We start from the raw sequence: 22,861 nt of genomic DNA, 5'->3' as shown, positions 1-22,861 counted from the left end.
GTTTAGGAGTGAATTCGCATCCTTAAACTATCTTCATTTTTTTTAATAAAAAAGATGCGTTCATATTTTTACAAATTCCATTTTTTAACTGATAGTCGAAATGTAATTCATCATTTATAATTTCTGCATCAAAATAGAAATTTTTAACTTCTGTTAATTCTTTTTCAATTTCGCACAAACTTAAATCGTGTGTAGCTATAATTCCAGTAGAATTAGAAGCTACTAATTTTTGAACAAATTTCTTAGATCCAATTGCCTTATCTGTACTATTTGTACCTTTTAATATTTCATCTAAAATGATAAAATAATCATCACTTTCTATTTCATCAACAATAAACTTCAACCTTTTTAATTCCGAAAAGAAATACGATTCATCATCCGCCAAAGAGTCCGATGTTCTCATACTTGTAATCAATTTAATTGGAGCATATTCAAAGCTTTTGGCACAAACCGGCAATCCCATATTTGCCATCACAATTGATAGGGAAACAGTTCTTAAAAAAGTACTTTTTCCAGCCATATTGGCTCCGGTAATAATGAAAAATTGCTGATTTTCAATTGTAAAATCGTTATCAATTCGTTGTTTCTCTTTCAATAAAGGATGTCCTAATTTGTTAGCAGAAATTACATTTTTATCCTTATTAATTTTAGGAAAATTATAATTAGGATGATTAAACGCATAGTTGGCCAACGAATTTTGAGCATCAAAAAACGCAATAACTTTAAACCAATTCTCAACGTTATTTTTATAACTACCTATCCAATTCTCTATATTATAAACTAACTGTAAATCCCGAAGAAAAAAACCATTTCCTATAACGCCAATTATTAAATTATTTCGTTGATCCAAAGCATCTAATAATTTAGAGAACTTCTTAAAAATTATGGATGCTTTTTCATTTTCATTTTTAATTTCTAACTGTTTATTCTTCAAAACACCTGATGAAAAAGAAGTTGTTTCTATTTCATTTAATAATTTGTGGTTTTGTTTAAACGTGTCTTTAGCGTTACCCGAATTTTCATACAATTCATTTACTTTTTTAAGGTAAGAACCCGAAATCCCTAAACCAATAAAAAACCATAGCAACAACACAATTTCAGGAATAATTTGCAGTCCTAAAAGTACCATCAATGTTAATGATATTAAAGAAAACACCTTTGGTAAATAAGAAAAGTATTTAGGGAAATTAGACTTATAATTATGAATCCAATTAACAATTTCTTTTGCTGAATGCTCCACTTTCACCAAACTTGCAATTGCTGAAAAATGTTGTCTCCATTTAGGTTTCTCGCTTAATTCTTTAATTCCTTTTTGTTTGTTTTCAATAGATAAAATAGTGTTTGAAGTTAATTCAGAAAACAACTCATTTTTACCTTCAAAAGTTACAGTTCTATTACAGTATTGAAAAAAAGAGCCTTTTCCAAACAAATCAATATCATAACTAAAAGGATGTTTTGGATTTATAAATTCACTTCCATCATCTAAATGAAGATAATCTCTATTTAAAACTTTAATTTCTATGTTGTTTATTTCAATTAATGCTTTGTTTAGATTGTATTTGTACTGTAAATTACTATGTCTAAATAATAAATATAGAAATAAAATAACCCCAACTCCTATTATTGAAAAAATGGCTGGAAGGTTTCCAAAAAATAAATAAACCCCTAAAATTATAGCTGAAAAAGTAAGCAATCTCAAGACACTTGAAACTGATAATTTCTTTTTTAATTTAGATAATTCTAATTCAAAAATTAATTTTTGATTCGTATAAAATTCTAATGGTTGTTGCATTTAATAATTGTCTATTCCTTCTGATAAGCTAAAAATGGATAGCAAAGGGTATTTTTCTTTTAATTTTAAAGTAACATCGTAACTTGTAATTCCTTTGTTACAAACAATAACATAGTATTTTTTAAAATCCGGAATAAAATCATCTACATTAAATGTTGTGTAAGGTATTTTTTGATCTACTTCAAAGGGAAGTGTAGCATTAATATCGTTTACAACACTCACAATTTTAATATTTTCATCAATTAACCTACTTTTTAATTCATCACAAGTGATTAAAAGTGAACTATCCTGTGTTTCGCATTGTTCACTCAAATAAGTAGAATCATTAAAAATATCTTTAAATATCAACGACTTATTTCGTTTTATCTTTACTTTTAATTGTGAATTATCAAGTGAATTATATATTAAAAGCTGATTTAATAAAGGTTTCCCAATTTTTGTAATTAATTTAATCACCTCATTAACTTGTAATAAAGCAATTATTCCCACAATAGGATTTAATGTTCCCGCTTCCTCACAATTTGGAATGTTTGTAGCAATTTTAGGAAATGCATCACGCAAATTACTTGTATAATCACCTTCTCCATTTAACACATTAAAAGTAGCAACATACCCATCAAACTTGTATAAAGATCCATAAACCAGCGGTTTTTTAGACAGCACACAAGCATCATTAATTAAGTATTTAATTTGTAAATTATCAGTGCCATCAACCACAACATCAAAATCTGAAATTAATTCTAATATTGAACTTTTATCAACAGCATTAGTTGAAAATGAAACTTTTGTAAATGGTGCTCTTTCTTTAATAACTTGAGCTAGAACGGCAGCTTTTGGTTTATCAACATCCTCAACTTTATAAAAAACCTGACGATGTAAATTAGAAATTGAAACTGTATCAAAATCAACTAAATGTAAATTTCCAATTCCACTTGTAGCTAAATAAACAGCCACGGGGCTTCCTAAACCTCCACACCCAATTACTAAAACTTTGGCTTTTTGAAGCTTTTCTTGTCCCTCCAAACCTATTTCAGATAAAGTAGTTTGTCTTTTAAAATATTCTTGGCTACTTGTTTTCATCAAAAATTAAAATAGTTTTCCCAAAGTTATTTAAATAATATTTCGAATCTTCTATTTTATAATATTTATTCAACTTTTTTAAATATTGAAAATACTGTAGATCTCCAAAACCATAAACGGTTTCTGTGCTTTGCCAAATAAGTAATGCCCTAATTATTTCATTTTCAGCTAAAGCTGATGAATTAATTATTTCCAGTATTTTATTTTCTATATGATTTAATCCGTTTGTTCCTGGAAACAGCTTTAAATGTTGATTTATTGCTAATTCCAAATACTCAAACTTTGCACTTTGATTAAAATTGTATGCTTTTAACTTTTCAAAATCATTTTCTACATAAACATTCCAACAACCCTTAGCAAACATCAAATTAGCTTTACTTAAAGGTGATTTATTCGCATACAATTTTTTAAAATCTTTAGGCGAATAATTTGATAAAGATTGTAAGCCTTCTTTTCCTTTTTCCTTGCCTGTACAAACCAAATAATAGTTTGCTTTTTTCACATAATTATCTAATAAATAAGTACAAGCTGCTAATAAATTAATCTGGCAAAACAAATCGAATTCGAACCATAAAACCACTTCATTATAATCAGATAAATCTTTTAATTTTAGAATTTCTTTTATTGTTTTATCAAAATAATCTAGTCTTTTAACTCCAATTTCAGTTTCAAAATAAGTATATCTATTATTCCAGAATTCATCACTCGCAAAATCAATACTGAGCCGTCCTTCACATAACATTTCTCTCCATACAACAACATCCCCTTTTATTCCGGATTGTTCTAAAATTGGTAAAGTACTATCTCCATTAAGTATATGAATTATGTTATCCATTTATTTCTTTGTGAGCATCCTTAAATTCTTCGGGAGTATTAATATTTCTAATGAAGTCATCGTCTATTTCAACAATTTCAACATCAGAATTAATTAAAACTTTGCGCGGACAAGAATATCCTTGAGCTAAATAATTTAATAATAAAGTATAACTTTTTGGCTCCCAAATGGCAATTAAAGGCTCTGGAAATTGTTTGTTTTTTCCTTTAATTGTGGTTGCTGCTTTTGAAGGATTTCTATGTTTTAACAGCAATTGAATTACATCATCATTTACAAATGGTAGATCTGTAGCAATTACCAACCAGGCTACATCTGGATTTTCCTGAAACGCCGAACAAATTGCACCAAACGGACCTAATCCAAAAAATTTGTCGGTTATTTTATTTTCTATTCCAATCTCCTGTTCCTCTCTTACTGATAAAAACGTCTTTAAATTATGCTTTTCAAGTAATTCAATTACAACATCTCTCTGGTTTTTTCCATAGAAGTTTAAGGTTCCTTTGTCGGTACCCATTCGTGTGCTTTTCCCACCAGCTAATACCAACCCCTGTACTGGAGCAATTTTTTCTTTGATTAAATTTTCTATATGTTTTGAAATTTCAGCAACCTCGTCAATATGATAACAGATTAAGTTTTTTATTTGAGGATTGTGTTGCTCTAAAAAGTCGAAATATTTGGAATCTTCTGTTAATTTTATAACAAATTGTATATTATTTAACTGATCTAGTCGTTTTAAAACTGAAGCTTCTTTTTGATTATCTAAAATTAAAATCTGTTTAGCACCTTGATAATGGTTTCCATTAATAAATAAAAGATCATATTGCGAAAATTGAACACGCTGATTGAATTTATTTACGCTTGAATTCATTTCAATTTTTACAGTTCCTTTATGATGAAATACAAACTTTTCTAAAGTTTCAGATGCTATTGAATCATTATGAGAAGCATCAAAATAAGCCAATTTATATTGCGCTAGTTCTTGTGAAATTTTACTTACTAAATTAGAAATAACATCGCATTTTGTTCCAACAAATGAAACTTCATTAGGTGCAAAATTATCATTATCTCTTAAGTGTAGCTTTGCGTGTTTTTGATGTTTACCCATTTTTAATATCGCTTTTACCCCCAGATTTTTCTAATAACTTCACTTCTTTAATCACCATTTTTTGTGAAATGCTTTTGCACATATCATACACCGTTAATGCAGCAATATTTGCTCCAGTTAAAGCTTCCATTTCTACCCCTGTTTTTCCTTCTATTGAAACTGTACATAAAATTTCAATATGCTCCTTATCTAAAATGTCAATATCAATATCAACTCCATTTATTAAAAGTGGATGACACATTGGGATTAATTCTGAAGTTTTTTTAACCGCCTGAATGCCGGCAATAATAGCCGTTTGAAAAACTGGTCCTTTTTTAGTTACCAATTCTTCATTATTAAAATGAGAAATTATTTCAGAACCCAAAAACATCAATGCTTTTGCAGTTGCCTGGCGCTTGGTGATTTTTTTATCACCAACATTTACCATTTTAGGTTGGTTTTTTTCTCCTATATGCGTGAATTTGTTTTCCATAAGTAACGATTCTGAATCAAGTTGAGAATGACGTAGTTTTATCTAAAAGTGATTAAAGGAAATACTTCTCCTTTGGTAAAATTACTTCTATCATCTGGTAATTCCAAAAAAGCATCAGAATCTACCAAATTAGCTAAATCACCTGAACCTTTTCCTGCTATTGGAGTCGCATATATTTTGCCCTCTTTTTGAGTAAGTTTTACTTGTAAAAAATAGGTCAAATCTGGTTTAAAAAAGAAGTCTTCTGATAAAATAGCTTGATTTAATTCTTCAGAAGTACTCATTGTTTTACTATACCAAGGATAAAAATATTTTAAACAACTTACAAAAGTTGAAACTGGATTTCCAGGAAAAGCAAAAACTGTTTTGTTTGCTTTTTTTCCAAACCAAAATGGTTTTCCAGGACGCTGTTTTACTTTATGAAAAAGTTTCTCAACACCCAGTTCATCAAGTACTTCAGGAATAAAATCGAATTTCCCTTTAGAAACTGCTCCACTAAAAATTAACACATCATATTCATTTAAAAAGCCTTCAATTTTAGATTTTAGAACTTCTTTATCGTCTAAAATATGAGCTGTTTTTGCTTTAACATGCAACCTTTCTAATAATGAAACTAAGGTATAAACATTGCTTCGTCTAATTTGGTGTTCGGCCGGTGTTTCCGTAACTTTAACCAATTCATTTCCTGTAGAAACAATCATTACTTTTGGTTGTTTTGCAACTTTAATTTTTGATTTTCCTATGGTTGCAAACACACCAATTTCAGCAGAAGAAATCATCTTATTTTTTTCAATTAAAATATCACCCTTAATTCTATCCAATCCTTTTAAGTGAATATTTTGAAAGTCTCTAACAGTTTCTAAATTTACCCTAGCTACTCCATCTTGAATATCTAATAATTCATATTGAATCACCACATTCGCATTTTTAGGAAGCATTGCACCGGTCATTGCCTCAATACAATTATTAGTATTTTGAAGTGTTAATTGTGGACTTCCAGCTGCTTGAATATCTTCTATTTTAAATTCCCTTATACCTTTATTAAAAGCTTCAGCAGCAATTGCAATTCCATCCATACTAACACGGTTAAATGGTGGAAAATCTAGGTCTGCAACTATATCTTCTTTTAAAACTCTTCCAACAGAATTTATAAAATCCACTTCTTCAGTTCCGAAGTTTTCAGAACTATTTAAAATAATTTCCAGCGCTTCTTGTACCGTAGTTAAATTCATATTTAAGTTTTCTGTCTTCACAGAAATAATATTTAAGTTATTTAAGATTACCCTCCAATTGTAGACATACTTTCAGAGACATCATTTCCGCGAGAAGCTTCAGCTACAAACCCATTTTCAGGTTTATGATGTACCGTTGAAATAAATAATTGTTTCAATTCTTCATCACTCGCACCATTTCTAATAAAATCTCTTACATTAAAAACACCACCATCAAATAAACAGTTTTTAAACATACCGGTTGCAGTAATTCTAATTCTATTACAATCGTTACAAATAGTTCTTGTAAAAGCAGGTATAATACCAAAATTACCTTTATAATTTGGTATTTTAAAGTTTTTTGAAGTTGATGATTTTTCAGAAATAAGTGTTTCTATTTCCGGATAATAATCTCTAATATGTTTTATTATTTTTTTATAATTCCACTCTTCTTTCATATCTCTTTGCCCTTTCCCATTAAAAGGCATTTCTTCAATAAAACGAACAGCAATATTCTTGTTTTTTGAAAGCTCTACAAAATCAATAATCTCATCGGTATTAAACCCAGATTGAACAACTATATTTAGCTTTAAATTTAAGTTGCTTTTTTCTAATTTTTCAAAGGTATCATACACATTTTCAAAAACATCTCTTCTTGTAATTTGAGCAAATTTTTCTCTTTGAAGACTATCTATACTAAGATTAATTGAATTTATTTTTAATTCTTCTAATTTATCTATGTGATTTGAAATTAAAGCTCCGTTGGTAGTAATATTAATTTCATCTAGTTTATCATTAAATGAAAGCGATTCTAAAAAATTAATAAAATCTTTTCTAACAAATGGCTCTCCTCCTGTTAGTCTCACTTTATTAACGCCAAGCTCAGAAAGTACCCGTGCAATACGATACATCTCCTTGTATGAAAGTAAATCTGTTCTATCCACAATATTAATACCTTGGGCAGGCATACAGTATTGACAACGTAAATTACATCGATCTGTTATAGCTAATCGTAAATACGAAATTTTTCTTCCAAACTTATCTCTTAACTCCATTAATTGAGGGTGATTTTATTTCTTCCTAAAGATAACATTTCTTCTTTCTCCAACTTTTTTAATACTCTTGAAATTGCTTCTCTTGAAACTTTTAAATCTCTAGCTATATCGAAATGTTTCCGATTAATAGTTTTATCTTTATGTGTTAAACTCGTATATTCTAAATATTTTAACACTCGAAATTCCAGATTTTCAAAAGCAATATTATTAATCTTTTCAATTAAAAGAGATGTTTGTTTTTGATTTTCTTTTAAATAAAAGTCTCGCCAAGATTTGTATTTTTCAAACCACGAATTTACTACTTTTGAGGGTATTGCAATGTAAGAAATATTGCTTTCAGCTTTAATTCTTATTTCACTATTTTTATTCTCTATAGCGTAAGTTATTGCTATTGCACTTGTTTGTTTTGCAGCTAAATAATGTAGAAGAATACCATTTCCTTTTCCATCTCGTCGCATTACTTTTGCAACTCCAGAAATTATTAATGGGATAAACTTTATTTCCCTTCTTATTTCTAAAATTATTTTATCCGGTTCTGCATGTTTTAATACAGCATATTTACAAATTTCATTTCGTAAATTTTTCTCAAAAATATTTAAAAAATATTCATCAACTATTTCATCTATTTTCATTTAAGAGAAAGTTGTTGTTAATGTGGCAATTTATCTTTAAAAGTTCCATATAAAAAGGCCCCCAATGATGCTCCAAATATTACAACCAAAATAGAGACAACTCCTTTACCTAACAATACAAACATTGGTCCTGGACAAGCACCTGCTAAGGCCCAACCTAAACCAAATAAAATTCCTCCCAACAAATTACGATACAAACCGCTTTTTTTAGGTGGTATGTGAATTTCTTGACCTTCAAATGTTTTAACAACTTTTTTTCTGAACAACAACATACTTACCATTCCAATCATAACCGCTGAACCAATAATTCCATACATGTGAAAAGATTGAAATTTGAACATTTCATAGATTCTAAACCACGAAATAATCTCAGCTTTACTCATCACTATTCCGAAGAGAATTCCTACTAAAAAAAATTTTATATATTTCATATCTCTTCAATTAAAAAATTAGTGGTAAAATAAACCAGGTCATAATTAAACCTCCAATAAAAAACCCAATAACAGAAATTAATGATGGAAGCTCCAAATTGCTTAAACCAACAATTGCATGGCCAGATGTACAGCCGCCCGCCCAACGGGCTCCAAAACCAACCATAACACCAGCAATTAATAGAATGAAAAAGCCTTTTACACTTAACATGGTTTCTATACTAAAAATTTCATCAGGGAGATAAGAAGCTCCTGCATTTTGAATTCCAATATCAGCCAAATCTTGAATAGTTTGTGGGTTTAGAGCAACCATATCTGTAGGTGATAACCATTGTGAAGCAATAAAACCCCCTGTAATTCCACCAGCAACAAAAACCAGATTCCAAGAATTCTGTTTCCAATCTATTTTAAAATAGTCAACAAATTTTCCAGCTCCTGCAATAGAGCAAAACGTTTCTAAATTTGAAGAAAGTCCAAATCGTTCGCCAAAGTAGTATAATAAAAACATGACAAACGCAATAACAGGCCCGGCAACATACCAAGCCCAAGGTTGAGAAATAAATTCCATAATTTATTTTATTAGTTAGAACTATAAAAGTATCGTATAAATTATGCTACTCTGTAACAAATGTTACAGGAACTAAAATTCTAAAATCTCAATTTTATTTCTGTGTAACTTAATTTTCCCTTCATTCTCAAGTTGTTTTAATAATCTAGAAATAACAACTCGTGATGTATGCATATCATATGCAATGTCTTGATGAGTAGTATTTAATGACGTCTCTCGCATTATTTGAGCTTTATCCGTCAAGTATTTATACAAACGCTCATCCATCCTCATAAAAGCCAAAGTGTCAATAGTTTCCATCATTTCGTTTAAACGAATATTGTAACTATCAATTACAAAATTTCTCCATGATTTATATTTTACTAACCATTCATCTAGCTTTTCTTTTGGAAGAAAAATTATTTCTGATTCTTTTTCTGCTATAGCTCTAATTCCACATTTTCCATTAGAAATAGCACTTGCAAATGAACTTGCACAAGTATCTCCTTTTTCTAAAAAATACAATAATATTTCTTCCCCTTTTTTATCTTCTCTAACAATTTTTATTGCTCCATCTAATAACAACGGAACCCCTTTCATTTGATCACCTAAATCAACTAATAATTCATTTTCTCGAAGTTTTTTATAAACACCAACTTGCTCAATTTCATCTAATAATTCTTTTTCAAAAACGTATGAATAAAAGTTATCTAATTTTTCTCTAATCATTTTAAGTAATTTATAATTTTAGTAGTAGCTCCTGTTTTATTTTTTACATAATTCAACGCACTTGAACCTGCTTTTTGTCTTTTTTGATTTTCATTAAAAAGCTCTGATAAAAGTACGGATAATTTTTGAGAATCATCAACAACAAAACAGGCCTCCTTTTTAACTAAGTCAATAACTTCATTAAATTTATGAAAATTAGGACCAATTATAATTGGCACACCAAATGTTGCTGGTTCTAGGACATTGTGAACTCCCGATTTTGTATAACCTCCACCAACATAAGCAATATCGGCATAACTATATATTTTTGTAAGAATTCCAATTGTATCTATAATAAACACTTGAAAATCTTTTAAATTTTTAGCTCCTATTTCTGAATATAAAACAACACTTTTTGATATTGAATTTTTTAATACTTCAATATCCTTAGCAATGATATTATGTGGAGCAATTATAAATTTTTGATCGCTTGTAGCGTGGTTATTAATATAATTTACCAATAAATCCTCATCTTCTTTCCAAGTACTACCAGCAACTAATGTAAGTGAATCATTTTTAAATTCTGAAATAAAATCTAATTGATTATTTTGCTTTGTAATCTCATAAACACGGTCAAATCGTGTATCTCCACAAACCGTAACATTCGTAAAATCAATACTCTTTAATAAACTTTTAGAAATTTCATCTTGAATAAAAAAATGAGAAAATGCTTTTAAAGAATTTTGCATCCAGCCCCCATACCATTTAAAAAACAGTTGATTTTTTCTAAAAATTCCAGAAACTAAAATTGTATCAATCTTTCTGTTATTGAGTTCATTCAATAGATTAGGCCAAAATTCATATTTAACGAAAATAGCAGTTTCTGGATTGACTAAATTAAGAAATTTTTTAGCATTTTTAATAGAATCTATAGGTAGGTAACAAACAACATCCGCAATTTCATAATTCTTTCTAATTTCATAGCCAGAAGGAGAGAAAAAAGTTAACACTATTTTTTTTGCCGGATACTTCTCTCTTAATTTTTCTAATATTGGTCTTCCTTGCTCAAACTCCCCAAGTGAGGCACAATGCATCCAAATAACCGAATCTTTTTCAGAAATCACTTCTTGTAGTTTCGAAAAAGATTGTTTTCTTCCTTCAACAAAAAGTCTAATTTTTTTATTGAAAAGTGTAATTATTTTTAACCCTAAACTAACCTTAAAAACGAGTATGCTATATAAAAAATACATAAGAGCACAAATGTACAAAATAAGCTAATAAAAAAACTCCCAAACTTTTCAGTTTGGGAGTTTAAATTTTAAAAGATTCGTTTCTTAAGCGTCGAAAGGCTCAATAGAAACGTAAGATCTATTATCTCTTTTCTTTTGGAATTTCACCAAACCGTCCACTTTTGCGTGTAAAGTATGATCTTTTCCCATATATACGTTTTCACCAGGATGGTGTGAAGTACCTCTTTGACGGATAATAATATTTCCTGCAATTGCAGCTTGTCCACCAAATATTTTTACTCCAAGACGTTTCGATTCTGATTCTCTACCATTCTTCGAACTACCTACTCCTTTTTTATGTGCCATGATGTTATGGTTTTATTTTGTTAAACTTTACAGATTTATTTTTCAACGCCTCCGTCTAATCTATCTTGTAATTCTTTTAATTCATCCCACTTACCATCTGCAGCTAAACCAGCTTGTTTTGGCCAAGTGTCTGTAACTAAATGTGCTAATCTTGAACTTGCTTCAGTTAAAATTTCACTTAATTTTGCTGGATCAGCTTTTGCTACTTTAGCAAAAGTTTCTAAACCTGCATTTACCATTGCTTCTGCAGCTTTAGGTCCAACACCTTCAATTTTCTTTAAATCATCGGCTTTTGCTGCTGATTTTTTAGCTGGAGCTTTTACTGCTACTTTTGGAGCTTCCTCCTTTTTAGGAGCTGCTTTTTTAGCTGGAGCTTTTTTCTTAGCACCACTTGCGGCAATACTTTCAACTTGAATTTCAGTTAAAGCCTGACGATGACCATTCTTTTTTCTGTATCCTTTTCTACGTTTCTTTTTGAAAACGATTACTTTATCACCTTGTAAGTGACTTAAGATTTTGGCCGTTACTTCGGCTCCTTCTATAGCTGGGGCGCCAACTGTTACTGCACCTTCGTTATCTAAAAGAAGAACTTTATCAAAAGAAACTTTTGATCCTTCTTCTTCTTGTAAACGATGTACAAAAACTTTTTGGTCTTTTGCAACTTTAAACTGCTGCCCTGCTATCTCTACAATTGCATACATACGTATAGTTTTTATTCGCTTTATTAATAAATAATTACCTTTTCTATTAAGGCGGGTGCAAATATATAGATTTTTTCTCATTCAACAAAACAAAATTTTCATAAAGAAAATACTCATTTTTAGCTACTTATAAAATTTATATTAATGTTTCGTTAATTTCCTTTTAGATTCTTTTTAATAACATAATCGTTTGTTAAATTTGGCTATCAATCTTGCTATGAGAAAACAATTAATTAATATTCATTTTTTAATTTTCATTTTAAAATTGTAACATTACACAATAACATGCGACAAGTATGTATTATTCATTTCAATTAAAACACATTAATAACTATGAGAAAAATTTATTATTCAGGCTTTTTAGCACTATTTTTAAGTGTAAGTATTTTTGCGCAAAAAGTAGAATTTGAAGAGTACGATTTAAGCAATGGCCTGCATGTTATCTTACACCAAGATAACGCGGCACCAGTTGTTACCACTGCAGTAATGTATCATGTTGGGGCAAAGGATGAGGTAAAAGGAAGAACCGGATTTGCTCACTTTTTTGAGCATCTATTATTTGAAGGAACTGAAAATATTCCTAAAGGTGAATTTTTTAAAATTGTATCTGCCAATGGAGGAAGTAATAACGCCAACACTACACAAGACAGAACTTTCTATTATGAAACTTTTCCATCTAACAATTTAGCACTTGGATTATGGTTAGAGTCAGAACGTATGCTTCACCCTGTAATAAATCAAGATGGTGTTGATACTCAAAATGAAGTTGTAAAGGAGGAAAAAAGAGCAAGAATAGATAATGCTCCTTATGGTAAAATTATTTATAGAACAGGTATTAACCAACACATCTTTAAAAAACATCCATACAAAAATTCCGTAATTGGAAGTATGGAAGATTTAGATGCCGCTCAGTTAGATGAGTTTTTAGCATTTCATAAAAAATTCTATGCTCCTAATAATGCAGTACTTGTTGTAGCAGGGGATTTTAAAACTTCAGAAACCAAAAAAATGATTCAAGATTATTTTGGTGATATTCCAAAAGGAGAAGAAGTTACAAGAGTTAATATAAAAGAAGACCCAATTACAGCTTCTGTAAAAGTAACGGAGTTTGACTCTAACATTCAAATACCTATTAAATTATTTATTTTTAGAACTCCTTCTAATAAAGACAAAGATGCTTATACTTTGGATATGGTTTCTTCTATTTTAACAAGTGGAAAAAGTTCTAGAATGTATAAAAAGTTAGTTGAAGAAAAAAAGGCGCTTCAAGTTTTAGCTTTTAATGACTCGCAAGAAGATTATGGCACATATATTATGGGTGCTTTACCTATGGGTGAAACTTCTTTAGATGATTTAGCAAAAGAAATGGATGATGAAATCACAAAACTTCAAACAGAATTAATTTCTGAAAAAGAATATCAAAAATTGCAAAACAAATTTGAAAATAATTTTGTGAATTCAAATTCCGGAGTTCAAAATATAGCAAATACACTAGCTGCAAATTATACACTTAAAGGAAATACCAAATTAATTAACGACGAAATTAATATTTATCGTTCAATTACAAGAGAAGACATCAAACGTGTTGCAACTGAATATTTAAACAAAAATAAACGCGTTGAAATGGACTACTTAAAAACTAAAAGTGAATAATTTTAAAGATGAAAAAACATATGAGAACTAAAATAACAACATTAATTGCATTGTTTCTTCTTTCTTTAGGAGTAACAGCACAAATAGATAGAACAAAACAACCAGTTGCCGGACCAGCACCTAAAATTAATTTAGGGAAACCTCAAACATTTGATCTTAAAAACGGATTAAAAGTTATGGTTGTAGAAAATCATAAATTACCAAAAGTAACAGCTAGTTTAATTTTAGATAATGGACCTATTTTTGAAGGCGAAAAAGCTGGAGTTTCTAGTATCACTGCTGGAATGATGGGAAATGGAACAACATCAATGCCTAAAGATGTTTTTGTTGAAGAAATTGATTTTTTAGGTGCTTCGCTTAACATTGGTAGCCAAAACGCAAGTTTTAATACCTTATCTAAATATTTCCCTCGAATTTTAACTTTAATGGCTGATGCAATTCAAAATCCATTATTAACACAAGAAGAATTCGAAAAACAACAAGCACAACTTCTTGAAGGAATCAAATCCGGGGAAAACAGTGTTGGAGAAATTGCGGGTAAAGTTGAAGGTGCATTAGTTTATGGTAAAAACCATCCTTATGGAGAATTTGAAACTGAAACTACAGTTAAAAATGTTACAATAGCTGACGTCAAGGATTTCTATAGTACATACTTTAAACCTAATAATGCTTATTTAGTAATTATTGGAGATGTTAATTTTAAGGATGTTAAAAAGCTTGTAAAGAAACAATTCGGTAAATGGAAAAAAGGAGATTTACCAGCATATACGATTCCAACTGTAAATAATGTTGCAAAAACTGAAATCAATTTTGTTAACATGCCAAATGCTGTTCAATCTAGTGTTGCTGTTGTAAATACTGTTGATTTAAAAATGGGACACCCAGATTATTTTGCAACTAGATTAGCAAATAAAATATTTGGTGGTGGTGGAGAAGGTAGACTTTTCTTAAACTTACGTGAAGATAAGGGATATACTTACGGCGCCTACTCAAGTTTAGGCACAAACGAAAGAACTTCTTCTAAATTTAAATCATCAGCTAGTGTAAGAAATATGGTTACAGATAGTTCAGTTGTTGAATTTATCAAAGAAATCAAAAATTTCAGAGAAACAAAAGTAACTGAAGAGGAGTTGAAAAATGCTAAAGCCGCCTATGTTGGTAACTTTGTAATGGCTCTAGAAAGGCCATCAACAGCAGCTAGTTACGCTTTAAATATTGTAACTAAAAACTTACCTGAGGACTTTTATGAAACTTACTTACAAAAACTAAATGCCGTAACTGTTGATGATATTCAACGTGTTGCTCAAAAATATTTTAGTGCAGATAATGCAAGAGTTGTAATTGTTGGAAAAGCTTTGGATGTATTGCCAAATCTAGAAAAATTACCATATGGTATTTCTTATTTTGATAAAGAAGCTACAAAAACATCAAAACCAGAAATGACAAAACCAATTCCTGCAGATATTACAAAGGAAATTGTATTTAATAATTACCTTAAGGCAATTGGTGGTTTAGATAGGGTTAATGCTATTAAAACCACATTCACAAAAGCGGAAGCAACAATGCAAGGGATGGCGTTAACAATGGAATCTAAATCTATGATACCTAACAAACAATCCGTTCAAGTTTCAGGTATGGGAATGGTTTTATCTAAAATGAAATTTGATGGTGAAAAAGGTTATTCTGAACAACAAGGAATGAAAAAAGAATTAGAAGGAGCCGAATTGGAGAAATCTAAATCATCAACAGTACCTTTTGTAGAAATGGGTTATAAAACTGATGATAAAGTTACTCTTGAAAAAATAGAACCAATGGATGGCCGTGACTCTTATGTAGTAAAAGTTGGCGAGGATATTACAGTATATTATGACACAACAACTGGTTTAAAAACAAAACAAGTAACTGTGTTAAAAGCAATGGGACAAACTATGGAGCAAGCATTAACTTTTAGTAATTATAAAGAAGTAAATGGAATAAAAATTCCACACACTATGGGAATGTCAGTTGGTCCTCAACAATTTACTTTTGAAGTTAAGGAAGTAAAAATAAATGAAGGAGTTACAGAAGTTGACTTTCAATAACTATCACCTTAATAAGGTAATAAAACGGCTCAAGAAATTGAGTCGTTTTTATTTAGTTTTATTAACTAAATAAACCCCAAACATAATAATAGCACCAGAAACAACCTGAAATAAGGTTATTCTTTCACCATCAAGAATACCCCAGGTTATTGCAACAATAGGAATTAAATAAGTTACTGATGAAGAAAATATAGGAGTAGATATTTGAATTAACCTATTAAACATAATTTTAGCCAAACCAGTTCCAAAAACAGCTAATATTGCTAAATAAAACATTCCTGACTTAGTGGATTGATTAAGTTCAAAAGTTTCAAAAAAGTTTGTGAACCACAATACAATTAACGTAGGTATTATAAGCAATACAAAATTAGCTACTGTAATACTTAAAGCGTCTAAATCGTACAAATATTTTTTTAATATATTAACATTTAAAGCGTAGCCTATTGAAGCTATTAAAATAAAACTTGCATAAAAATAATCTTGATTCGGATTTACCTCAGCTCCTTTTAAAATAAGCATTAATGTACCAATTAGGCCAATTAAAACACCTATTAATTGTCGTTTTCTAAAACTAAACCCAAAAACTAAAGCACCAAAAATTAACGTATTTAGTGGTGTTAAAGAATTTAAAATTGAAGCAATAGAACTGTCAATTTTATCAATGGCAAAGGCAAACAAAAAAGCAGGAAAAAAAGTGCCTACAAATCCATTTAAGGTTAAATAATACCAATGTTTCCTTTTAATTTTAAATATTTTTTTACCTCCAATTATAATTAAAAATATAGCTGTAAATAATGTTCTTAAAGCTCCAACTTGTATTGGTGATAAACCTAATAAAGCTCTTTTCATTAAAATAAATGAGCTCCCCCAAATTAATGAAAGAATTACTAAATATATCCAACGTAATTTTCCTTTTTCCATTTTCTTAATAAAATGCAAAATTCGGTTAAATATTCGGTTTTATAGTTTATAGTTTATAAATTCGCATAAATTATTAATTAGGAACCAATTATGAAAAAAATAGTAACATTATTATTTATTGTTTTTATCTCCTCAGCTTGCAACGAGTCTAAAAAAAAGGACTTAATTGAAAGCCCTGCAACAAAAACACAAGAAGTTGCTACAAGCTTTAAAAGTATTGAAGTGGATATTGAAGGAATGACTTGCGAAATTGGATGTGCTCGATTAATTCAATCCAAATTATCAAAAGTTGAAGGCGTAACATACACAAATGTTGATTTTGAATCTAAAAAAGGCATATTTACATTTGATTCTGACAAATTAAGCAAAAAAGATATCGTTAAAAATATTAGTAAAATAGCTGGTGGAGATTTGTATTCTGTTACAAAAACCAAAGAATTAGATGAAATTATTGAAAAAACAGCAAAAATTGACCCAATTATTGAAATAAATGAATAAATTTTTGTTAAAAAAGGTAAAAAAGTGGTTCCTTTGTAGTTATAATAAAAAATCAATCTAAATTATGAAATCAATCAAATTATTAATTGCTATTGCATTAATTAGTGTAATTGCTGTTTCTTGTAAAGAAACTAAAAAAGAAGAAGTTAAGGATGCTATATCTACTGAAGTAGAAGCTGCAAAAGATGCTGTAGAAGAAGCTGCTGGTGATGCAACTGAAGCTGCTGAAGGTGTTGTTGAAGGTGTAGAAAAAGCTGTAGATTCATTATCTGCTGACGCAAAAGATGCTGCTGAAGCTGCTAAGAAAAAATTAGAAGAAGGTGCTGAAGCTGTAAAAGATGGAGCTGAAGCTGTAAAAAAAGAAGTTAAAGCTGGTGTTGACGCTGTAAAAGATGTTACAAAACAGTAAGATTTAATTTTAAACACATTTTAAAAACTCCAATTAATAATTGGAGTTTTTTTTATGCTTTTTGTTTTCTTAATGAATAATACAAAAATAATAAACTTATAAAATATAATACTCCCACTAGTTGATGACTTACTCCAAGAAACAAAGGAATTTTACCTTGTACATTTAATACTGTTAAAACCCCAAGAACTACCTGAACAATTAACAACCAAAGAGATGACTTTAGCCAGATACCACCTCTATTTTGAACTATACTCTTTAAATTAAAAAACATATAAATGGTTAATACAAACAAAAGGTAGGCTAACATTCTATGTGAAAATTGAATAAAAGCAGGAGCAAATAAATAACTATCGTAATTAATCATATTGCCCCAAGTCCAATTTTCAGAAATACACAAAACATCTGGAATAAATTCCCCGTTCATATCTGGCCAACTTGGATAATATAAACCCGCTCGCATACCAGACATTAATCCGGCAAATATCATTTGAACAAAAGTTATAAGAATAATTATTGGTACTAATTTTGTCGAAATTAAAATCTTCTCACCTCCATAATTATAAACATCCGCAACAGTTTTAACCATTGCTGCAATTACTAAAATTGCTAAAATAAAATGAATTGTAAGTTTGTATGCATTTACCCAAGGTCTATCTACCAATCCGCTTTGTACCATTATCCAACCAGCTGAAGCTGTTAATATTGTTAGTAAAACCACCAACCCTAATCGCTTAACTAAATAAAAATTAATTTTCTTTTTAGCAAGAAAAAATACAAAGGGGATTAAAAAAATAAAGCCTAGTGAACGAACCCAAAGCCTATGAAAATATTCCCAAAAATAAATAAATTTAAAATCTGCAATATTAAAAGTAGAGTTGATTTTATGATACTGAGGTGTAGCTTTGTATAATTCAAAAGCTTCAATCCATTCTTCTGCATTTAATGGGGGTATAACACCAGTAATTACATCCCAACGCGTAATCGACAGCCCAGAACCAGTTAGTCGTGTTATCCCTCCTAAAATCACTTGACCTATTAACATTACTAAACCTAGCAATAGCCAATATCTAATTACCTTTGTGTATTTAAAACTTTTACTTCTCATTTATTCCCATTCTAATGTTTCAACCAAATGAATAATATCTTTTTCAATATATTTTATGGCTGGTATTATTGAATCATAATTTGGTTTTGTATAAAAATATAATGCTCCAGCCAACACGTGTTTTACACTATCAGTAACCTGAAACTGAATATTTGTAGCAACATTACCCTCAACATTAAATAACTTCCCAAAAACCTTTTTTTCAAAATTTTCATAAGGAATCATATTAATGGCATCCGCTTTTATTGTATGTTCATAGGTTAATTTTTCCGTTTCTTTTAAAATCTCATCCAAATTATTATTAACGGGCCTATACGTAATATGTATAGTCGCTTTTAACTCTGGATATGCAATTGTTGACCAGCATTTATCTTTAAAATTAATAGTTGCTAATTCTGAAACTTCGAAATTATAAGGGCAATCAGGACTAACTTTTATATATGAAGCTTCTGGATACTGAAGTTTTAAATATGGTTTTGGTTTTGGTAAAGAATCACTTCCACAAGAATTTAATATTGAAATAAAGAGTATTAGTAAAATAAAATTTTTCATTAACTATAATCTGTTTTTCAATTAATTGTAACTTTAATTTGTTTTATTCTTCGAACATCCATCGATTCTATTTTAAACGTATAAGGCTTAAAAATTATTACTTCGTTTTTCTTTGGAAACTTACCATGAATCTCTAAAAGAAATCCCGCAATAGTTTCAGATTCTCCCTTTTTTTTATCAAACAACTCTGTATCTTGAATTTCTAAAATTTTGTAAAAGTCCTTTAAGTTGGTTTTACCATCAAATAAATAATTATTGGCATCTAATTTTGAATATGAAATATCATCATCATCAAATTCATCATTAATATCTCCTACTATTTCTTCAATAACATCTTCAAGGGAAATAACACCGCTTGTTCCTCCATATTCATCAACCACAATTGCCAAATGATTTTTCTTTTCCTGAAATTCTTTCAATAAATCATCCAATTTTTTATTTTCCGGAACAAAATAAGGTTCTCTAATTATATCCTGCCATTTAAAATTTTTCTTATTTAAGTGCGGCAATAAATCTTTAGCGTATAATACTCCAATTATATCATCTGTACTTTCGCTATAAACTGGATTTCTAGAATACCCTTTTTTTACAATTTTATCAATAACTTCTTCATATGATTCACTATTAGAAATTGCAAAAACATCTATACGAGGTGTCATTATTTGACCGGTTTCGGTATTCCCAAAATTTACAATTCCTTGCAATATTTTTTGCTCGTCTTTTGTTGTCGCCTCATCTGAGGTTAATTCTAGGGCTTGAGATAATTTTTCAACAGATAAATTAGATTGTTTTTTTCTCAATCTATTTTCAATAACAGAAGTTAAACTCATTAATGGCAAGCTTACTACTGTTAGAAGAGAGTTTAAAATTTTAATTGGCAGCACCATAAATACAGCAAACTTTAACGAATTTCTTGTTGCATATACTTTAGGTAAAACCTCTCCAAAAAGTAAAATCAAAAAGGTTACCAAAACAACTTCAATCAAAAACTTTAAAATTTCCGATGAAATATTACTAAATACAATTTCGCCTATGAAAGCAAAGATTAATACTATTAAAATATTTATGAAATTATTTGAAATTAAAATAGTCGCTAAAAGTTTCTGTGGTTTTTCTAATAATTCTACCACTGCTTTTTGATTATTGGAATTAGATTCTGAAGCTTTTGTTATCGCTTTTTGTGATAAGGAAAAGAACGCCACTTCAGCACCAGAAATTAATGCTGAAAGAATTAGCAACATAACTAACATTAAAACGCTAAGAATGAGCCACGGATTAAAACTTTCCGCTAAATTAATTAATAAAAATTCGGGTTCAGGATCCAATTATTTTCAATTTAATTAAACTTAAAAAGGTAAATCATCATCTACTTCTTTTTCTTTATGGGAAATTTCTTTTTTTGGTGTTTCAGCTTTTTCAGGCACAGCATTTGGAGCTTGTGAATTTAATTCACTTTTAGTTGTTAAAAAAGTCATATCTGTAACATGAATTTCTGTTGTATATCTTTTAGAACCATCCTCTCCTTCCCATTGGCGAGTTTTTATTCTTCCCTCACAATACACTTTATCCCCTTTATTCAAATATTTTTCACAAATTTCTGCTAATTTATTTCTAACCACAATGTTATGCCATTCTGTTGTGGTTACTTTTTCACCCGTTTGCTTATTTGTGTAAGTTTCGTTTGTGGCTATAGGAAAACGACCAATAGAATTTCCTCCATCAAAATAATGCATTTTAACTTCGTCTCCTAAATGCCCAATAAGAATTACTTTATTTACTGTTCCAGCCATTTTTTTAAGGTATTATTTAATAATCAAAAGTACTAAAAAATTTAGTTGCTTTTATACTGGGTTAAAAAATTATCTATTAAAGCTGGAACAGGTAATTTTTCAATATCATCCCAAGAATTATTAAAATTTTTGGAATCACGAGTTTTTACAATCCAAAACTTAGTGAAAATATGTTGATGTGAAAGTTTATGAGGCTTTTCTTCTCTAGTGAAAAGTTTTACATTTAATTCTTTTGAATCAAATAAATCATTAAAAATTTCGTGCTTTATTAACTGATTTTTATCAATAGGTTCCGAAGTTTCAATTAATGGAAATTCATAGAGATTAAGCCAAATACCTTTTTCTCTTTTAACCATTTTTGTTGTATTGCTTTTTGAATGAATTACTAAATAATTGAAATACCTATTTTTAATTTTTAATTTTTTCACTTTAACAGGCAACTCTTTTATACTATTTTTGGATAATGCAAAACAACTATCGTTTAACGGACAATTGTTACAGTCAGGATTTTGAGGCTTGCACATTCTAGCGCCAAATTCCATAACCGCCTGGTTATGTATTCCTGGTTTTTTTACATCAATTAATTGCTGGGCTAATTTTTTAAATTCCTTAATTCCATTAGTACTATTAATAGGAGTAAAAATTCCAAAATAACGAGACAACACTCTGTATACATTTCCATCAACAACAGCTGTTGGTTCATTAAAACAAATTGAAGCAATTGCTGAAGCGGTATAATCCCCTACACCTTTTAATTTTAGTATAGTATTATATGAAGAAGGAAAAATACAATTATGCTCATTAACAATGTATTTTGCAGAAAAATGTAAATATCTAGCTCTTGAATAATAACCAAGCCCTTGCCACAGTTTTAAAACATGTTCTTCCTGAGCATCAGCCAAATCTTTTATAGTTGGAAAATTCTCAACAAACTTGAAATAATATGCCATTCCTTGGTCTACTCTGGTTTGCTGTAAAATAATTTCTGACAACCAAATATAATATGGATTATCTGTGGTGCGCCAAGGCAAATCTCTTTTATTAATTAAATACCAGTATATGAGTTGTTTAGAAAAATTCATCCGTTTTTTCGTAAAACGCAATAATACATCTTTTAATTGATTAAATTTTAATGAATTAACTTTTTGATTTTGATTATTATATCTTATATTTGCCGTCTTAATTTTATAATAACATATATAACTATATTAAAAATGACGAAAGCAGAAATCGTATCAAATATTTCAGATAAATCTGGAATAGAAAAAGCAGATGTTTTAGCAACTGTAGAAGCGTTTATGGACGAGGTAAAGAATTCTTTAGAAAAAGGAGACAATGTTTACTTAAGAGGATTTGGAAGTTTTATTATTAAAACTAGAGCCGAAAAAACTGGAAGAAACATTTCTAAAAATACTACAATTAAAATACCAGCTCACAACATTCCTGCATTTAAACCTGCAAAAGTATTTGTAGAGGGTGTAAAAAGCAAAGTGAAAGTAGCTTAGTTTAAAAGAAATTATTAACACAAAACAACATTTTATTATGCCAAGTGGTAAAAAAAGAAAAAGAGCTAAAATCTCTACTCACAAACGTAAAAAGAGAGCTAGAGCTAACAGACACAAAAAGAAAAAGTAAGCTAAGCTTACTTTTTTCTTTAACTTTAAAAAGTTCATTGAAATAGATAT

25 protein-coding genes are annotated in these 22,861 nt (G+C 29.3%); 5 read left to right on the top strand and 20 right to left on the bottom strand.

Annotated features, from left to right (window positions below; translation table 11 throughout):
• Positions 1–22: 22 nt before the first annotated feature.
• The 14 genes from CHB63_RS08620 to rplU all read right to left on the bottom strand — a co-directional run bounded on the left by CHB63_RS08620 (position 23) and on the right by rplU (position 12,164).
• Entirely contained in the window at positions 23–1,792 is a 1,770-nt protein-coding gene (locus CHB63_RS08620; protein WP_089378047.1) for a MutS-related protein, read from the bottom strand.
• Positions 1,793–2,872 carry a HesA/MoeB/ThiF family protein gene (locus CHB63_RS08615; protein ID WP_089378046.1) on the bottom strand — a complete coding sequence of 360 codons (1,080 nt, stop codon included), beginning with the start codon at positions 2,870–2,872 and terminating at the stop codon, positions 1,793–1,795. It abuts the gene before it with no gap.
• A complete protein-coding gene (locus CHB63_RS08610; RefSeq protein ID WP_089378045.1) occupies positions 2,859–3,707 on the bottom strand; it encodes a DUF1835 domain-containing protein in 849 nt (282 codons plus the stop codon). Before CHB63_RS08610 ends, CHB63_RS08615 begins: the two co-directional genes overlap by 14 nt.
• Entirely contained in the window at positions 3,700–4,812 is a 1,113-nt protein-coding gene (locus tag CHB63_RS08605; RefSeq protein ID WP_089378044.1) for an NTP transferase domain-containing protein, read from the bottom strand. Before CHB63_RS08605 ends, CHB63_RS08610 begins: the two co-directional genes overlap by 8 nt.
• A complete protein-coding gene (gene moaC / locus CHB63_RS08600) occupies positions 4,805–5,284 on the bottom strand; it encodes a cyclic pyranopterin monophosphate synthase MoaC (RefSeq protein ID WP_089378043.1) in 480 nt (159 codons plus the stop codon). The genes CHB63_RS08605 and moaC overlap by 8 nt, the downstream gene beginning before the upstream one ends.
• A gap of 38 nt (positions 5,285–5,322) precedes the next feature.
• A complete protein-coding gene (locus CHB63_RS08595; protein WP_245856869.1) occupies positions 5,323–6,537 on the bottom strand; it encodes a molybdopterin molybdotransferase MoeA in 1,215 nt (404 codons plus the stop codon).
• A gap of 26 nt (positions 6,538–6,563) precedes the next feature.
• Positions 6,564–7,550 (bottom strand): GTP 3',8-cyclase MoaA, encoded by a 987-nt coding sequence (moaA, locus tag CHB63_RS08590; protein ID WP_089378041.1) that lies wholly within the window; start codon positions 7,548–7,550, stop codon positions 6,564–6,566.
• Complete coding sequence (locus CHB63_RS08585; RefSeq protein WP_089378040.1) at positions 7,550–8,182, bottom strand: Crp/Fnr family transcriptional regulator; 633 nt, start codon at positions 8,180–8,182, stop codon at positions 7,550–7,552. Before CHB63_RS08585 ends, moaA begins: the two co-directional genes overlap by 1 nt.
• A gap of 17 nt (positions 8,183–8,199) precedes the next feature.
• Positions 8,200–8,613, bottom strand: a complete 414-nt coding sequence (locus CHB63_RS08580) for a DUF6691 family protein (protein ID WP_089378039.1) — start codon at positions 8,611–8,613, stop codon at positions 8,200–8,202.
• Positions 8,614–8,623: 10 nt separating this feature from the next.
• Positions 8,624–9,181, bottom strand: coding sequence for a YeeE/YedE family protein (locus tag CHB63_RS08575; RefSeq protein ID WP_089378038.1), 558 nt, complete (start codon positions 9,179–9,181; stop codon positions 8,624–8,626).
• Positions 9,182–9,253: 72 nt separating this feature from the next.
• Positions 9,254–9,889, bottom strand: a complete 636-nt coding sequence (locus CHB63_RS08570) for a Crp/Fnr family transcriptional regulator (RefSeq protein WP_089378037.1) — start codon at positions 9,887–9,889, stop codon at positions 9,254–9,256.
• Positions 9,886–11,118: a 3-deoxy-D-manno-octulosonic acid transferase gene (locus CHB63_RS08565; protein WP_089378036.1), complete on the bottom strand. Its 1,233-nt coding sequence runs from the start codon at positions 11,116–11,118 to the stop codon at positions 9,886–9,888. The genes CHB63_RS08570 and CHB63_RS08565 overlap by 4 nt, the downstream gene beginning before the upstream one ends.
• Before the next feature lie 84 nt (positions 11,119–11,202).
• On the bottom strand, positions 11,203–11,463 hold the full coding sequence (rpmA, locus tag CHB63_RS08560; protein WP_089378035.1) for a 50S ribosomal protein L27: 261 nt from the start codon (positions 11,461–11,463) through the stop codon (positions 11,203–11,205).
• 35 nt (positions 11,464–11,498) lie between these two features.
• Positions 11,499–12,164, bottom strand: a complete 666-nt coding sequence (gene rplU / locus CHB63_RS08555) for a 50S ribosomal protein L21 (RefSeq protein ID WP_089378034.1) — start codon at positions 12,162–12,164, stop codon at positions 11,499–11,501.
• A 333-nt stretch (positions 12,165–12,497) separates the two neighbouring features.
• Here rplU and CHB63_RS08550 point away from each other — a divergent pair, with 333 nt between their 5' ends.
• Together CHB63_RS08550 and CHB63_RS08545 are read left to right on the top strand one after the other, a co-directional pair.
• Complete coding sequence (locus CHB63_RS08550) at positions 12,498–13,817, top strand: M16 family metallopeptidase (protein ID WP_089378033.1); 1,320 nt, start codon at positions 12,498–12,500, stop codon at positions 13,815–13,817.
• A 20-nt stretch (positions 13,818–13,837) separates the two neighbouring features.
• The gene (locus CHB63_RS08545) at positions 13,838–15,898 is read left to right on the top strand and encodes an insulinase family protein (RefSeq protein WP_089378137.1); all 2,061 of its coding nucleotides are present in this window, start codon (positions 13,838–13,840) and stop codon (positions 15,896–15,898) included.
• Positions 15,899–15,946: 48 nt separating this feature from the next.
• Here CHB63_RS08545 and CHB63_RS08540 read toward each other — a convergent pair whose 3' ends face one another.
• The gene (locus CHB63_RS08540) at positions 15,947–16,819 is read right to left on the bottom strand and encodes a DMT family transporter (protein WP_089378032.1); all 873 of its coding nucleotides are present in this window, start codon (positions 16,817–16,819) and stop codon (positions 15,947–15,949) included.
• A gap of 90 nt (positions 16,820–16,909) precedes the next feature.
• Here CHB63_RS08540 and CHB63_RS08535 point away from each other — a divergent pair, with 90 nt between their 5' ends.
• Both CHB63_RS08535 and CHB63_RS08530 read left to right on the top strand, forming a co-directional pair.
• Positions 16,910–17,317, top strand: coding sequence for a cation transporter (locus CHB63_RS08535; RefSeq protein WP_089378031.1), 408 nt, complete (start codon positions 16,910–16,912; stop codon positions 17,315–17,317).
• Positions 17,318–17,381: 64 nt separating this feature from the next.
• Positions 17,382–17,726: a hypothetical protein gene (locus CHB63_RS08530; RefSeq protein ID WP_089378030.1), complete on the top strand. Its 345-nt coding sequence runs from the start codon at positions 17,382–17,384 to the stop codon at positions 17,724–17,726.
• 52 nt (positions 17,727–17,778) lie between these two features.
• Here the strand turns inward: CHB63_RS08530 and CHB63_RS08525 are convergent, their stop codons facing one another.
• The 5 genes from CHB63_RS08525 to mutY are packed head-to-tail and all read right to left on the bottom strand — an operon-like array spanning position 17,779 to position 22,258.
• Positions 17,779–18,834 (bottom strand): COX15/CtaA family protein, encoded by a 1,056-nt coding sequence (locus tag CHB63_RS08525; protein ID WP_089378029.1) that lies wholly within the window; start codon positions 18,832–18,834, stop codon positions 17,779–17,781.
• On the bottom strand, positions 18,835–19,386 hold the full coding sequence (gldD, locus tag CHB63_RS08520; protein ID WP_089378028.1) for a gliding motility lipoprotein GldD: 552 nt from the start codon (positions 19,384–19,386) through the stop codon (positions 18,835–18,837).
• A gap of 17 nt (positions 19,387–19,403) precedes the next feature.
• Entirely contained in the window at positions 19,404–20,711 is a 1,308-nt protein-coding gene (gldE, locus tag CHB63_RS08515; RefSeq protein ID WP_245856866.1) for a gliding motility-associated protein GldE, read from the bottom strand.
• 21 nt (positions 20,712–20,732) lie between these two features.
• A complete protein-coding gene (locus tag CHB63_RS08510; protein ID WP_089378027.1) occupies positions 20,733–21,176 on the bottom strand; it encodes a single-stranded DNA-binding protein in 444 nt (147 codons plus the stop codon).
• Between the two features lie 41 nt (positions 21,177–21,217).
• Positions 21,218–22,258 carry an A/G-specific adenine glycosylase gene (gene mutY, locus CHB63_RS08505; protein WP_089378026.1) on the bottom strand — a complete coding sequence of 347 codons (1,041 nt, stop codon included), beginning with the start codon at positions 22,256–22,258 and terminating at the stop codon, positions 21,218–21,220.
• Between the two features lie 132 nt (positions 22,259–22,390).
• Between mutY and CHB63_RS08500 the strand changes: the two genes are divergently transcribed.
• On the top strand, positions 22,391–22,681 hold the full coding sequence (locus tag CHB63_RS08500; protein ID WP_089378025.1) for an HU family DNA-binding protein: 291 nt from the start codon (positions 22,391–22,393) through the stop codon (positions 22,679–22,681).
• The last annotated feature ends 180 nt before the right edge of the window (positions 22,682–22,861 follow it).

The sequence above is a fragment of the Lutibacter flavus genome (assembly GCF_900188355.1).
Lineage (GTDB): Bacteria > Bacteroidota > Bacteroidia > Flavobacteriales > Flavobacteriaceae > Lutibacter > Lutibacter flavus.
The sequence above is the reverse complement of the archived record's forward strand: the minus strand, read 5'-3'. Positions and strand labels throughout refer to the sequence as shown.